The sequence below is a fragment of the Pseudomonas sp. R76 genome, from assembly GCF_009834565.1.
Taxonomy (GTDB): Bacteria; Pseudomonadota; Gammaproteobacteria; order Pseudomonadales; family Pseudomonadaceae; genus Aquipseudomonas.
Genome location: NZ_CP019428.1, coordinates 5,641,903 through 5,655,039, shown reverse-complemented (window position 1 = coordinate 5,655,039; position 13,137 = coordinate 5,641,903). Strand labels below are relative to the sequence as shown.

Genomic DNA, 13,137 nt, shown 5'->3' with positions numbered 1-13,137 from the left:
TTAAACTGCAGGAAGCAACGTAATGACTAAAAAAGCCGTGATGGTGTTCAGTGGCGGGCAGGACTCCACGACCTGTCTGATCCAGGCACTGCCGCTGTACGACGAAGTGCACTGCATCACCTTCGACTATGGCCAGCGCCATGTGGCGGAAATCGAAGTGGCCCAGAAGCTCGCCAAGCAGCTGGGCGCCACTGTCCACAAAGTCATGGACGTGTCCTTGCTCAACGAACTGGCCATCAGCAGCCTGACCCGCGACAACATTCCCGTACCGACCGTGGACAGCTCTGGTGGCAGCCTGCCAAGCACCTTTGTGCCGGGCCGCAATATTCTGTTCCTCACATTGGCGTCGATCTACGCCTACCAGGTGAAGGCCGAAACCGTCATCACCGGCGTGTGCGAAACCGACTTCTCGGGCTACCCCGACTGCCGTGACGAATTCGTCAAAGCGTTGAACAAGGCACTCGAGCTGGGCATGGAATACAAGCTGCGCCTGGACACGCCGTTGATGTGGCTGAACAAGGCCGAAACCTGGGCCTTGGCCGACTACCACAACCAGTTGGAGCTGGTGCGTCACCAGACGCTCACCTGCTACAACGGCGTTATCGGCAGTGGCTGCGGCAACTGCGACGCGTGCAACCTGCGTGCACGCGGTTTGAATGAGTATTTGCAGAACAAGGCTGATGTGATGCAGAGCCTGAAGCAGAAGTTGCAGCTGGGCTAAGGTTTAATGTGGGAGCGGGCTTGCTCGCGAATGCGGTGTGTCAGTTACAGATGAGTTGACTGACACTCCGTATTCGCGAGCAAGCCCGCTCCCACATTTAGTTCGCATTGCACAGCCGATTAAGTGTCAGGCAGCGCTGCCGGTAATCCAGCGCTTGAACAACGCACGCGCCCCATAGGCCGGTGCGATGTTGAAGAACGCAAAACCCACTTTGATCGCAATCTGCACGTAGATCATGCTCAGGATGTCACTGGTCTGCATCGCGCCGTAAAAGGCGATGAAGCAAAACAGGAAGCTGTCGATAATCACCGCAAAGAACGTGCTGAAGAAAATGCGCAGGTACAAGTATTTGGAATTGGTCAGTTCCTTGATCTTGCACAGCAAGTACGAGTTTATATTCTCCGACACCAGGAACGACACGGAGGAGGCGACCAGAACCGAAGACACTTGAATGATCACGTCGTTATACGGCCCGTCCAGCTTCCAGCCCGGCAGCCCCGGTAGAAAGGTCGAGCCATACAGCAAGATGATGATCATCGCGTTGCTGGCAAACGCAAACAAAATGGCCCTTCTGGCCAGGCGCAGGCCGAATTGCTCGTTAAGCAAATCCACGATCAAAAAGGTCAGCGGATACAGAAACGTGCCCGGCGTAACGATGATGCCCAGCGACTCCAGGTACAGCGGCTTAGTCGCGGCAATGCTGGTGAAGATATAAAACGTGAAGAGCAGCAAGTTCAGAATGATGTAAATCATCCAGGAGCTTTCATTGCGGTCGTTTATATCGTAGGCGGTGAGTGCCCCGCCCTGCGAATAAAACTTCTTGTACATGTTCTTAACTTCCATTTTGTTTAAATTGTCCATTATTTCGCTGTTGAGTACTTCGCTCAGTTTCATCTTGATGACCTTGCCCGTGGCGATCACCATGATCACCGCCAGGCGCTTGTCATTTTCAAAGCCCAGCAGTTTGTATTTGCTGTTTTCGATGCCGGCTTCATACGTGGTCATTGAAGCGCTCCTCGATGATATCGCCGACCACGCACAGGCGGTCCGAGTGGGCAGAGGCTTCAAGGGTGATCAGCATGCGTTTGGTGGCGCGGTCGTACACCAGCTTTTCTTTGCCGTCGCTCGACGAGCCTTTTTGCACGATCAATAGATCACCCGGCTCATTGATGCCGGGGATCGCGCGTTCCAGGCGCACCGCGATCAGGTTATGCGAGGTGCCGAAGTAGTAGGTCAGCGGGTACAGCGTCGCCAGTTCGCCAATGCGCTTGTCCAGGTTCTGGATCACCAGGCTTTCCGTGAGGATCGGCACGGCCGCCGGGTTCATGTTGCCCTGGGGGGAAACACTGCTCTCGATGATTTCCTTGGCTTCAAAATCGATGGTTTCAATTTCGTCGTAAGAGACACCGAAGAAATCCGAAATCTTGCGAATGGTGGACTGCTGGACGTTGACGACCTTGCCTTCCAGGATGTTGTAGATGGTGGTCCTGGTCAGGCCGGCGGCACTGCATAACGACAGCTGCGTTTCGCCGCGGCTTTTGATCAAGTACTTGATGTTGCTCTTCAAGTGCTCGGTTTTTTCCCGTCTGTGTATCACGTGCTCACCACTTCCTTTTAGTCATGCCTTCCCTGTGCGCGGCGCGTGCGGCGTCGCGGCGGCGGGAGTGTTGCATGCGTGGGCCCTAACAATAAAGTCCCGGGTGCGCTGTTCCTGCGCCGACGCTCGGTTCCGGTCGGGCAAAAAAGCACATTAAATTTGGAAAATGTTTAATTTCCTGTTTAATTTCCTGTTTAATAAAAGCCCGCGGTTCAGGATGGACCGGCATGCAACGCCCAGGAAGGGACCCGCACCGATGGCAGTCAACACCGCACACCTCAAAGACCAGGCCGACTTGCTGCGTCGTGGCCTGGCCGATCTGCACACTGAAGATTTCGAGCTGGCGAGCCTCCTCGATGCCGAGGTCTTGCGCCAGCACCGCACCCTGTCTCTGGTTTCCTCTTCCTGCGCGGTCACACCGCGAACGCTGGTGGCGTGTGCCTCGGCATTGGTCAATGTGAGCGCCGCAGGCATGCCGGGCAAACGTCAGCGTGCCGGCTGCGAAAACGTCGACCTGGTCGAAGCCCTGGCCATTCGCCGCGCACGCGAACTGTTCGACGCCCACTACGCCAGTGTGCAGTCGCACTCGGCCTCCAACGCGATTGCCCAAGTACTCAGCGCGCTGCTGGAGCCTGGCGATACCTTGCTCGGCATGGCCCACGACCACGGCGGTGATCTCACCCTTGGCAGCCCGGCGGTGTTCACGGGTGCCTACTACAAGGCCATTCGCTACGGCACCGATGCCGATGGCCTGATCGACTACGCGCAGGTGCGCAGCCTGGCGTTGGCACATCGGCCACGCATCATCATCTGTGGTGCGTCGGCTTACTCGCGGGTGGTGGACTTCGAGCGGTTTCGCGCGATTGCCGATGAGGCGGGCGCGATCCTGTTGGCGGACATTTCCCATATCGCCGGGCTGGTGGCGACGGGGCGTCACCCGAACCCGATCAACGCCGCCCACGTCACCGTCACCTGCACCCACAAACAACTCGGCGGCCCTCGCGGCGGGCTGATTCTGTCGGGCCGCGACGCCAACACCAAAGTGCCCGGCTTGCGCTCGACCTTCAGTCGCGTACTCGATCAGGCCGTGTTTCCGCGCATGCAGGGCGCGCCGGCGGTCAACCTGATCGCGGCAAAAGCCGCCGCGCTGGGTTACGCGAAATCGGCGCAATTCGACGCCTGCATGGGCCGGGTTCGTACACTTGCCGATGAGGCCGCCAGCGCGTTTCAGGCCAAAGGCTACGACGTGGTCGGCGGGCGCAGTGAAAACCATACGCTGTTGATCCGCCTGCAAGGCGCCATGACCGGGGCTATCGCCGAGTCGGCGCTGGAGCAGTGCGCCATCGTCGTGAACAAGCATCGCGTGCCAGGCGAGACGCGCTCGTCGTTGGTGACCAGCGGGTTGTGTATCGGCACCGGCTCCATGGCACAGCGCAGGCTGGACCGTGAAGGCTGCCGCCAGGTCATCGCGCTGGTTTGCCGGGTGCTGGACGGTGTGACACCGCTGGGCGAGCAGGAATACCACCTGGAGCCTGCAGTTTGCGAGCAGACGCGTTCAGAGGTTGAAGCCCTGTGCGCGCGCTATCCCATTGCCGACTACCTGGAGAGCTGATTCCCCGGAGCCCGGTTAAATCAGCCGACACCTTCCTCGTCATACTTCCTTGTACGCACTGTGCGAATCGATCACCCGTCTACAAGGAGTAGCCCCATGGTCAGCGTAAGTCGTCGGTCCCTTCTCGCCCTCGGTGCGGCCCTGCCCGTGCTCGGGCGTCTGGATTGGGCGCTCGCCGCCCCGGCGCCGGCGACGCCTGACAAGGTGCGGCTCAACTACAACGAAAGCCCCTACGGCCCTTCAAGCGCTGCGCGTGAGGCCATGCAGCGCGGGGTCGCGACGTCGGGGCGTTATCCCTACCCGGACATGTACGCGCTAGCCGCGTTGTTCGCCCAGCAGCAGGGCATCACCGAAGAAAACGTCGCGGTGTTTGCCGGTTCCATGGCCGCCCTGCGCTACGCGGTGCTGGCATTCACCCGCGACACGCGTGGCCTGGTCATGGCCACACCGTCCTACGAAGTGCCGCGCCAGGCCGCCGAATCCTGCAAGACTCAGGTTCATGAAGTGAGCCTCGACGCCCGCCACGCCCATGACGTACCGGCGATGCTCGCCGCCGATCCCCACGCGGGCATGTTCTACCTGTGCAACCCCAACAACCCGACCGGCACCATCACCCCGACCGAGGCGATCCGTCAGGCGCTGGTGAACAAACCCCAAGGCTGTGTGCTGGTGGTGGACGAGGCCTATATCGATTTTTCCGACACGCCAAGCGTGGTCAGTTGGGTCAAGGACCACGACGATTTGCTGGTGCTGCGTACCTTCTCGAAAATCTACGGCATGGCCGGTGCACGCCTGGGCCTGGCGATCGGCCACCCGACGCTGCTGGAACGGCTGGCGGTGTTTGGTGGCGACAACGTGCCGGCGGCTTCTACGCTGCTGGGCGCCCGAGCGAGTCTGGAAGACATCAAGCTGCTGCCACAGCGCAAGGCGCTCAATGCCCAGTTGCGCGACGAGACCGTGGCGTGGCTCAAGGGCCGGGGGTTCACCTGTACCGCGTCGCAGAGCAACTGCTTCATGATCGATGTGAAGCAACCGGCCGAGCAGGTGATCGAGAAGCTCGCCGCACATGGCGTGTTGATCGGGCGAGTGTGGAAGGACTGGCCGCACTGGGTACGCGTGACGGTGGGCAATAAGCACGAGATGCAGCGCTTTCGCGAGGTATTCGCGGCGCAGGTGGTGAGTGCTTAAGGCCTGGACAGGCGCGCAAGGCATGCCGCATTCTCGACCGGGTTCAATGATCAAGGACGATACGCATGCGACGCAATGGACACCCCGACACGCCCACGCCCCTGGAACCCGAAGAGGTGCGGCAATTGCTCGATACCGAGCTGAGCCGCCGTGGCCTGGGGCACTTCGAGGTCTACCAGTGCGGGCCGCCGCTGGACGAAGCGCAGATTATTTCCAATTACCCCGATGCCCTGGAACCGTCCGATACCGCGGATGATTTCTACCGGCGTGGCGAGCTGGTTGCCCTGACCCGTAAGCGCATCAAGCCGTTTTTCTGGAGCGATGAGAACCTGCTCGCCCCGGCCGACGAAGCGTTGCCAGTGCCGGGCCCGTGCAAGCCGGTGGGGGAGGGCGCGAGTTTCATCGTGCATGGCAATCGGGGGTTCTACTCGGTCCTCAACCTGTGCAGCTTCGGCGAGGAACAACAGTTTCGCGAAACCGTGCAGGCTTTCCAGAGTGAGCTGCAGATGCTGCTGGTGTCGGTGTATGACGAGGCCTTGGAACAGCACGCGGCCGTTGAGCCACAAACGCTGCTGACGCCGCGCGAAACCGAAGTGCTGACCTGGGCCAGCCTGGGCAAGACCTACAACGAAGTGGCGCTGTTGACGTCGATGACGTCGCACACGGTCAAGTTTCATATGAAGAACATCTTTGCCAAGCTGGATGTTACCAACGGTAAATCGGCGATCCGCAAGGCCCTGCAGCTTGGCTATATCCGCCACCCGTCCTGACCTTACCTGTCCTTATGGGCAGCTTGTTGGCCCGGCAGTGCTGCATTACGTTCCCAAGCCTTGAGTGTGACGCCGGATCAACCGGCATCACCATTGCGAAGGGACAGCCGCATGAAACGTTATATAGCCTTGGTCGACATCTGTTGCAGCGGGCCTTGCTGATGGGCACCTATCGCGCATTACGCGGCCTGAATGCCCGACTGCAGGCCTTGTTCGTGATTACGCTGGTGTTCCGCATGGGCACCCTGGCGTTTCCTTTCTACGCGGCGTACCTGATTCACCAGCACGCCGTATCGGCAGCCACCGCAGGCGTGTTGGTGGGCGTGTACGGTGCGGGTGCGCTGTGCACCGACCTGATCATCGGTGCGGTGATCAAGCGCTTTTCCGCCAACCGCGTGATCCTCGGCGCGTTGCTGCTCAATGCCTTGCTGCTGCTGGTCATCCCCTCGGTGGATAACCCGCTCGCCCTGTTGGTGTTGTCGTTTCTGTGGGGCGCCTGCTACGAGGCCTTCACGCCGGCGACGTTTTCCGAAACCGTGGCCCATAGCACGTTGGAGACGCGCAAAGTGGCGTTTTCCTGCAACCGCCTGGCGATCAACGTGGGCATGGCCATCGGGCCCTTGCTGGGCAGCCTGGTGTTCCTGAGCCATCCCGACGCGGTGTTCTACATCAATGCGCTGTTGTCCCTGCTGGCCTTCGCCGCCTGCCTGTATCTCGCGCGCTCAAAGCCCGAGGCACACGGCGCGGCGGTGGCCGGCAAAGGCGAGGGCTTACCGGAGGCCGCGCTCCATGAGCGCTCGCGGCTGCTGGTGATTCTGCTGGCGGCACTGCCGGTTCACGTGGCCTACGCATTGCCACCGACCTTTCTGTCGGCGTACATCATCAACTACACCGAACTGCCGGCGTATTACGTGGGCATCATCTTCTTCATCAACGCGTTGCTGGTGATTGTGTTCGAAGTGCCGATCAACCTGCGCATGGCGCACCTGTCGAGCAGCCGCGCGCTGATCGCCGGTTTCCTGCTGGCTGGCGTCGGTTTTTTCTTGATGGGGTTTGGTCAGGTCGGGGCACTGTTGATGCTGGCCACGGTGCTGTGGAGCCTGGGCGAGATGATCGTGTTCCCGGGCATCACCCATTACGTCAGCAGCATTTCCAGCCGCCATACCGTGGACCGCAACCTGGGTTATTACGCGGCGGGGGTGAATATCGGCGTGATGGTCGCGCCGTCGTTGGCGTTTATGTTGGTCTCGCAGCCATCATTGCCGTCGCCGTGGTTGCTGGCAGGGCTTGTCTTGCTGCTGTTCGCGGTCGCGGTGGGCGTAATGAAAGGTTCGGCGGTGTTATGGAACAAGGAAGCGTAAACGGCACAAGGCGCAACGCATTGCGCGCGCGCCTTATTGCATCCGCCGCTTACTGCGCGGCGATGGCGTAGCCGTCAAAGGCGCTTTGCTGTTGCAGCGCGGTCACGATGCTTTTGCGCGTGACGGGCTGCTCTTCGCCACTGTTGTCGACGAAGGTTTCACTTTCCAGTTCCGCCTCGCTGCCTTCGCCCACAAACGTAAAGCCCAGGAACTCCAACGCCTCACGGTCGACGTTCAACTTGGAACGCGGCGTGCGCAGCGGCAGCGTAACGCTGATGCCGTCCTTGCTGATCACAAACACTTCGGTTTCTTTTTTCGGCCGCGAGGCCTTGCTCTTGCCGGCGCTTGGGTTACTGATCGCCTGGTGGGACTGGTTCAGTACCTTGAGCGCCAGGCTGTAGACCAGTTCCTGGAACTCGGGGTCGTCCTTGAAGCTGGACAAGATGCGGCTGATCGAGAATTTGCTGCTGAGGTCTTCCAGGGCGATGTTGTCGGCGGCCTCGGCGTCTTTGAGCTGCTTGAGCTGGCCCATCAGGTCGTAGGCCTTGTCGTCGTCAAAGGCGTCGTGGGCCTGGCGGATGGCCACGCGCAGCTCGCGGATCTGGTCGCTTTCCTTGGAGGTGTGGAACGCGTCCAGCACCATCTCGCTGATGATCTTGGCCGCCGGCACATGCTGTGAAAGATTGATGGCGTTTTCGTATTCAGCCTTGGATCGCAGGGCTGTTACGGATTCTTCGGTGGAGTGTTCGGTGTAAGAATCGGACATTGAAATTTCACTACTTCAGTAAACGGGACAAAAAAGCGTCGCGCATTTTCAGTGGCCTCGCAGATCAGGTCAAGGCAGCACAACGGCCTTATCACGGCGCAACGCCGTCAACGCCCGCTGCAACCGCACGGCCCGCCCGCAGAACAGACCAACGGTAAACCCCGACACAGCGCCCACCGCCACCAGCATCTCTGGCGTGCTCAAAAACAGCGGATGCACCGCCTGCTGATAGCCGAAGTAATACTTCACGGCAAAGAACAGCTGCGAGATGAGTAAAGTTTTCCAGGTGCCCGGCAACACCAGCGTTTCGCCATTGGCAGCGAGCTGCGCGCCGTCGGCGTTGAACAACAGCATACCCACCAGGCTGCCGACCAGCGCGCCGCCGACCCAAGCACTGCTCGACAGTATCGACGGCGCCAGCGACATCAGCGACCACACCACCAACACCACCGGCAGAATCATCAACGAGCGACGATTCTCCCGCCCGCCCAGGCAGGCCTTGATGCCGTAATAACAAATCCACAGGTAAACGGCGTACACCCAAAGGGGCGTGCCTTGGAGGATATCGAGCATGGGGTGCTTCCTTGCAGTGTGGGTAGGCGGTGGATAATCCTTGAGTCTTCACGGTTATGTCCATCAATTCGCCCCTGACCCACATCAACACCCCACGCCGCAAAACCCGTTACAACACGCAGGCCTGATAAACCCATAAAAACGATGACCTACCTGCGCCGAGGGGACCACTCCACGCCAGGTTATTAAAGGATTAATGCCATGGCCTTCTCCCTGCCACGCCTGGCCTTGCTGGGGGCGACGCTGTGTCTGGCGCTACCTCTGCACGCCGCTCCCACCGAAATCGAACACGGTAAATACGTTGCGCAACTGGGCGACTGCATCGCCTGCCACACGGCCAAGCAAGGCAAGGTGATGGCCGGTGGGCTGGAGCTGAGCACGCCGATGGGCACGATCTATTCGAGCAACATCACCCCCGACCGTGAGACCGGTATCGGCGCCTACACCTTCGAGCAGTTCGACAAAGTGATGCGCGAAGGCGTAACGCCGACAGGCATGAATCTTTACCCGGCGATGCCGTACCCGTCCTACGCCAAAATGAGCGAGCAGGACATGCGCGCCCTCTACGCCTACCTGATGCAAGGCGTCGAACCCGTGCAGCAGGCCAACCTCGAAGCGGACATGGGCTTCCCGTTCAACCAACGCTGGGGCCTGGCGCTGTGGAATTTTGCTTTTCTCGACAAGCAGCCGTTCCAGCCGGACCCGAACCGTAACGAGGTGCTCAACCGTGGCGCCTACCTGGTCCAGGGCCTGGGCCATTGCGGCTCCTGTCACACGCCACGCGGCATTGCCTTCCAGGAAAAAGCCATGAGTGATGACGGCCGCAGCGGCCAGCATTACCTGGCCGGCGAAACCGTTGAACACTGGCGCGCCATGAGCCTGCGCAACCTGTGGACGGTGGAAGACACCGTGCAACTGCTCAAGACCGGGCAGAACCGTTTTGCCACGGTGGCCGGCAATATGGCTGACGTGATTCACCACAGCACTCAGCATTTCAGCGACGAAGACCTTACGGCCATTGCCAGCTACCTCAAATCCCTGCCGCCGGGCAAAGATGATCTGCCAATGCCGTCGGTCGCCCACGGCCCCGCAGCGCCACCGGCGGACCTGTTCACCAGCCGTGGCGGCCTGGGTTACATGCAGTTTTGCAGCGACTGCCACCGCAGCGACGGCGGCGGCGTGAAAGGCGTGTTCCCGCCGCTGGCCGGCAACCCAAGCATCGCGGCCAACAACCCGACCTCGCTGCTGCACATCACCCTGACCGGCTGGGAAACCGCGCAAACCGCCACCCACCCACGGGTCTACACCATGCCGGGTTTCAGCCGCTTGGCGGACCCGGAAATCGCCGAGATCCTGAGCTTCGTGCGCACCCGCTGGGGCAACGAGGGCACGCCGATCAGCGCCGCCCAAGTGAAAAAACTGCGTGACCAACTCAACCCCGCCACCACTGATTCGTCGGCTTTCGAAACCCCACGCCTGGCCGATTTACTCGCCGCGCCGAATGCCGACCAAGTGATTCGCGGCATGCGCCTGCACCTGCAAACCAAAGCGCTGCTGCCGAACAACGTCGGCAACGCGCTCAATTGCACCAGTTGCCATCTCAACGCCGGCACCGTGGCGGACGGCTCGCCGTTTGTGGGCGTGTCGGCGTTCTTCCCCAGCTACGCGCCACGCGCGGGCAAGGTGGTTACGTTGGAAGAACGCATCAACGGCTGCTTCCGCCGTTCGATGAATGGCAAGCCCCTGCCGCCGCAATCGGCGGATATGCAGGCGATGGTCGCCTACTTCGACTGGATGAAAAACAACACACGCCCCGAAGACAAAGTCGCCGGGCGTGGCGTGGGCAAAATCGACCCGTCGATCAAACCGGACCTTGAGAACGGCAAACAGGTGTACGCCAAGCAATGCGCGGTGTGCCATGGCGACAACGGCCAAGGCCTGGCGGGGGCCGATGGCGAGCTGGTGTACCCGCCGTTGTGGGGCGAGCAGTCGTTCAACATCGGCGCCGGCATGGCGCGGCCCTACACGGCGGCGGCGTTCGTCAAACGCAATATGCCGATCGGCTTTCACGAGAAATTCCCGTTGGGGCAGGGCGGGTTGTCGGACCAGGAAACGGTGGACGTGGCGGCGTACTTCTCCGGTCAACCGCGTCCGGATTTCCCCGACAAGGTCAAAGACTGGCCTAACGGCGGCAAGCCCGCCGACGCACGCTACTGAGTCAGCTGTTTGAGGCAGGCCTCGAGAATATCCAGGCCTTCCTCCAGCACCGCAGGCTCGATGGTCAGCGGTGCCAGCAGCCGAATAATGTGCCGCGACTTGCCGCTGGGCATCAGCAGCAAGCCGGCGTCCCGCGCCAGGCTCAGCAGTTGGGTCAGTTGCTTGGACGCGGGCGTGCCATCGGCGCTGGCCAGCTCTATACCGCGCATGGCGCCGACGCCGGTCAGGCGGCCCACAAATGGCAAACCTTGCGTACGCCATGTTTCATAACGGCTGACGATGGCTTCTGCCTGGTGTGAGCCCCAGGTTTTCAAGTGTTCATCGGTCATCGCATCCAACGTGGCCAATGCGGCTGCGCAGGCGATGGGGTTGCCGGAATACGTGCCGCCCAGGCCGCCTTTGGGCAGGTTGTCGAGCAAGGTTTTGCGCCCCACCACCGCGCCCAGCGGCACGCCACCGGCGATGCTTTTGCCGAGCAGGATCAAGTCCGGCTCGATGCCCAGGCGCGAAAAGGCGAAGCGCTGACCGGTACGCCCGAAGCCGGATTGGATTTCGTCAGCAATCAGCAGGATGTTTTTCTCATCACAGAAGCGTCGCAGGGCTTGGGCGAATTCAACGTCCAGGGCGAGGAAACCGCCTTCGCCCTGCACCGGCTCGATGATGAAACAGGCCACATCCTCAACGTCGATTTCCACGCTGAACAGGCGGTCCATGGCCTTGAGTGCTTCGGCGCAGGTCACGCCGTTGTCCGCGCTGGGATAAGGCAAGTGATACACCGGGCCGGGCAGTACGCCGATCTTTTGCTTGTAGGGCGCCACCTTGCCATTGAGGTTGAGCGTGGCCAGGGTGCGGCCGTGGAAGGCGCCGTCAAAGGCGATCACCGCCGTGCGGCCAGTGGCGCCGCGCACGATCTTCAAGGCGTTTTCCGCCGCCTCCGCGCCGCTGTTGGTGAGCATGCCGCTCACCGGGTAGTCCACCGGGATAAACGCAGTAAGACGATCCATCAGTTCGAGGTAGGGTGTGTGCGGGACGGCGTTGAACGCGTAGTGGGTCAGTTTGGTTGCCTGTGTTTGAATCGCCTCGACCACGCCAGGGTGGCAATGGCCGAGGTTGAGCACGCCGATGCCGCCGACAAAATCGATGTAGCGCTTGCCCGTGGTGTCCCAGACCTCGGCGTTTTTGCCGTGGCTGAGGCTGATGGGGTGAACGATGGAAATCGACTGGCTGATGGTTTCGCGGCTCATGAATCTCGGACTCGGCAATGACGGGCGTGTTTTTATCTAAGCCGCGCGCCCGGCCTTGCCGCAAACGAAATAAAGTCGCCGGGTCATTATTAAAAGTCGGGATGTGCTTTTACGTAGTCCACCATCCAGTTCAGGAAGGCTTTGACTTTAGGGACCTCGCCGGCATGTTCGGCGTGGGCGATAAAATGCGCGCCGGCGCTGGGCATTGTGTAATCCCACGGAATCATCAAGCTGGCGTTGGCCAGTTCTTCGGCCACCAGATACTGCGGCACCAACGCGACGCCATAGCCCGATTGCGCCGCGCGAATGCACATGTAGAACGTGTCGAAACGCGGCCCGTGGTAGCTGTTCTGCGAATGCAGGCCTTGTTCCAGGAACCATTCGTGCCAGGCTTCCGGGCGCGAGGTGCATTGCAGCAAGGTGTGGCGCGACGAAGCATCGCTGCCTTCGGCGACAAAGCCTGGTGCACAGACCGGCACCACGGCTTCGCGAAACAGCTCAATGCACGTCGCCCCCGGCCACGAGCCCTGGCCGAAGAAAAACGCGATATCGGCCTTGGCCTGCAACACGTCGAAGGGTTCGAGTTCGTTGCGCACATCCAGGTGGATGTTCGGATGCCTGGCTGCAAAATCCTTGAGCTTGGGCACCAGCCAGCGGTCGCCGAATGTCGGCTGGGTGGCGATGCGCAACACTTCGGTCTCGCCGCCATAGGTGAGGATGTAGCGGCTGGAGATGTCGACCTGGGTGAGGATCTTGTGCACTTCGGCCAGGTACAGCGAGCCCGCCGGCGACAGGTACAAGCGCTGGCGCACCCGTTCGAACAGGTTGTGGCACAGCATTTCTTCGAGCTGCGCCACCTGCTTGCTCACCGCACTCTGGGTCAAGTGCAGCTCTTCGGCGGCGCGGGTGAAACTCAGGTGGCGGGCGGCGGCTTCGAAGCACTGCAGGGCAGTCATCGAAGGGGTCAAGCGTTTTGAGATCATGCAGTTCATTCCAAATCGGAAGGAGCCTTTGCCTAAAGGTCGTTTGTGGCAGGGGTGTAAAGCCGTCGATACTGCGCGGCACCACTATAAACCGGCGCGGGCTGT

Annotated in this window: 12 protein-coding genes; 6 read left to right on the top strand and 6 right to left on the bottom strand. The window is 60.8% G+C overall.

The features are described 5' to 3' along the window. Window positions 1-22 precede the first annotated feature (22 nt). Window positions 23-721, top strand: coding sequence for a 7-cyano-7-deazaguanine synthase QueC (gene queC / locus PspR76_RS25555; protein WP_159959761.1), 699 nt, complete (start codon window positions 23-25; stop codon window positions 719-721). Between the two features lie 126 nt (window positions 722-847). On the opposite strand, the gene PspR76_RS25550 is transcribed toward queC, so the two are convergent. Continuing rightward, window positions 848-1,726 carry a queuosine precursor transporter gene (locus PspR76_RS25550; protein ID WP_159959760.1) on the bottom strand — a complete coding sequence of 293 codons (879 nt, stop codon included), beginning with the start codon at window positions 1,724-1,726 and terminating at the stop codon, window positions 848-850. Continuing rightward, window positions 1,713-2,318 (bottom strand): helix-turn-helix transcriptional regulator, encoded by a 606-nt coding sequence (locus PspR76_RS25545; protein WP_159959759.1) that lies wholly within the window; start codon window positions 2,316-2,318, stop codon window positions 1,713-1,715. The genes PspR76_RS25550 and PspR76_RS25545 overlap by 14 nt, the downstream gene beginning before the upstream one ends. A 256-nt stretch (window positions 2,319-2,574) precedes the next feature. Between PspR76_RS25545 and glyA the strand changes: the two genes are divergently transcribed. The 4 genes from glyA to PspR76_RS25525 all read left to right on the top strand — a co-directional run bounded on the left by glyA (window position 2,575) and on the right by PspR76_RS25525 (window position 7,249). After that, window positions 2,575-3,930, top strand: coding sequence for a serine hydroxymethyltransferase (glyA, locus tag PspR76_RS25540; protein WP_159959758.1), 1,356 nt, complete (start codon window positions 2,575-2,577; stop codon window positions 3,928-3,930). Window positions 3,931-4,026: 96 nt separating this feature from the next. Further along, window positions 4,027-5,118, top strand: coding sequence for a pyoverdine biosynthesis transaminase PtaA (gene ptaA, locus PspR76_RS25535; RefSeq protein WP_159959757.1), 1,092 nt, complete (start codon window positions 4,027-4,029; stop codon window positions 5,116-5,118). 65 nt (window positions 5,119-5,183) lie between these two features. After that, window positions 5,184-5,888: a helix-turn-helix transcriptional regulator gene (locus PspR76_RS25530; RefSeq protein WP_159959756.1), complete on the top strand. Its 705-nt coding sequence runs from the start codon at window positions 5,184-5,186 to the stop codon at window positions 5,886-5,888. Between the two features lie 161 nt (window positions 5,889-6,049). Further along, entirely contained in the window at window positions 6,050-7,249 is a 1,200-nt protein-coding gene (locus tag PspR76_RS25525) for an MFS transporter (RefSeq protein ID WP_174245649.1), read from the top strand. Window positions 7,250-7,298: 49 nt separating this feature from the next. Here PspR76_RS25525 and PspR76_RS25520 read toward each other — a convergent pair whose 3' ends face one another. Then, the gene (locus PspR76_RS25520) at window positions 7,299-8,015 is read right to left on the bottom strand and encodes a hypothetical protein (RefSeq protein WP_159959754.1); all 717 of its coding nucleotides are present in this window, start codon (window positions 8,013-8,015) and stop codon (window positions 7,299-7,301) included. A 69-nt stretch (window positions 8,016-8,084) separates the two neighbouring features. Then, complete coding sequence (locus tag PspR76_RS25515; protein ID WP_159959752.1) at window positions 8,085-8,588, bottom strand: DUF6622 family protein; 504 nt, start codon at window positions 8,586-8,588, stop codon at window positions 8,085-8,087. 201 nt (window positions 8,589-8,789) lie between these two features. Here PspR76_RS25515 and PspR76_RS25510 point away from each other — a divergent pair, with 201 nt between their 5' ends. Then, window positions 8,790-10,805 carry a c-type cytochrome gene (locus PspR76_RS25510; protein ID WP_159959750.1) on the top strand — a complete coding sequence of 672 codons (2,016 nt, stop codon included), beginning with the start codon at window positions 8,790-8,792 and terminating at the stop codon, window positions 10,803-10,805. Here the strand turns inward: PspR76_RS25510 and PspR76_RS25505 are convergent. Together PspR76_RS25505 and PspR76_RS25500 are read right to left on the bottom strand one after the other, a co-directional pair. Beyond that, complete coding sequence (locus PspR76_RS25505; RefSeq protein WP_159959748.1) at window positions 10,799-12,049, bottom strand: 2-aminoadipate transaminase; 1,251 nt, start codon at window positions 12,047-12,049, stop codon at window positions 10,799-10,801. The genes PspR76_RS25510 and PspR76_RS25505 overlap by 7 nt on opposite strands. Before the next feature lie 89 nt (window positions 12,050-12,138). Beyond that, window positions 12,139-13,032 carry a LysR substrate-binding domain-containing protein gene (locus PspR76_RS25500; RefSeq protein ID WP_159959746.1) on the bottom strand — a complete coding sequence of 298 codons (894 nt, stop codon included), beginning with the start codon at window positions 13,030-13,032 and terminating at the stop codon, window positions 12,139-12,141. Window positions 13,033-13,137 lie beyond the last annotated feature (105 nt).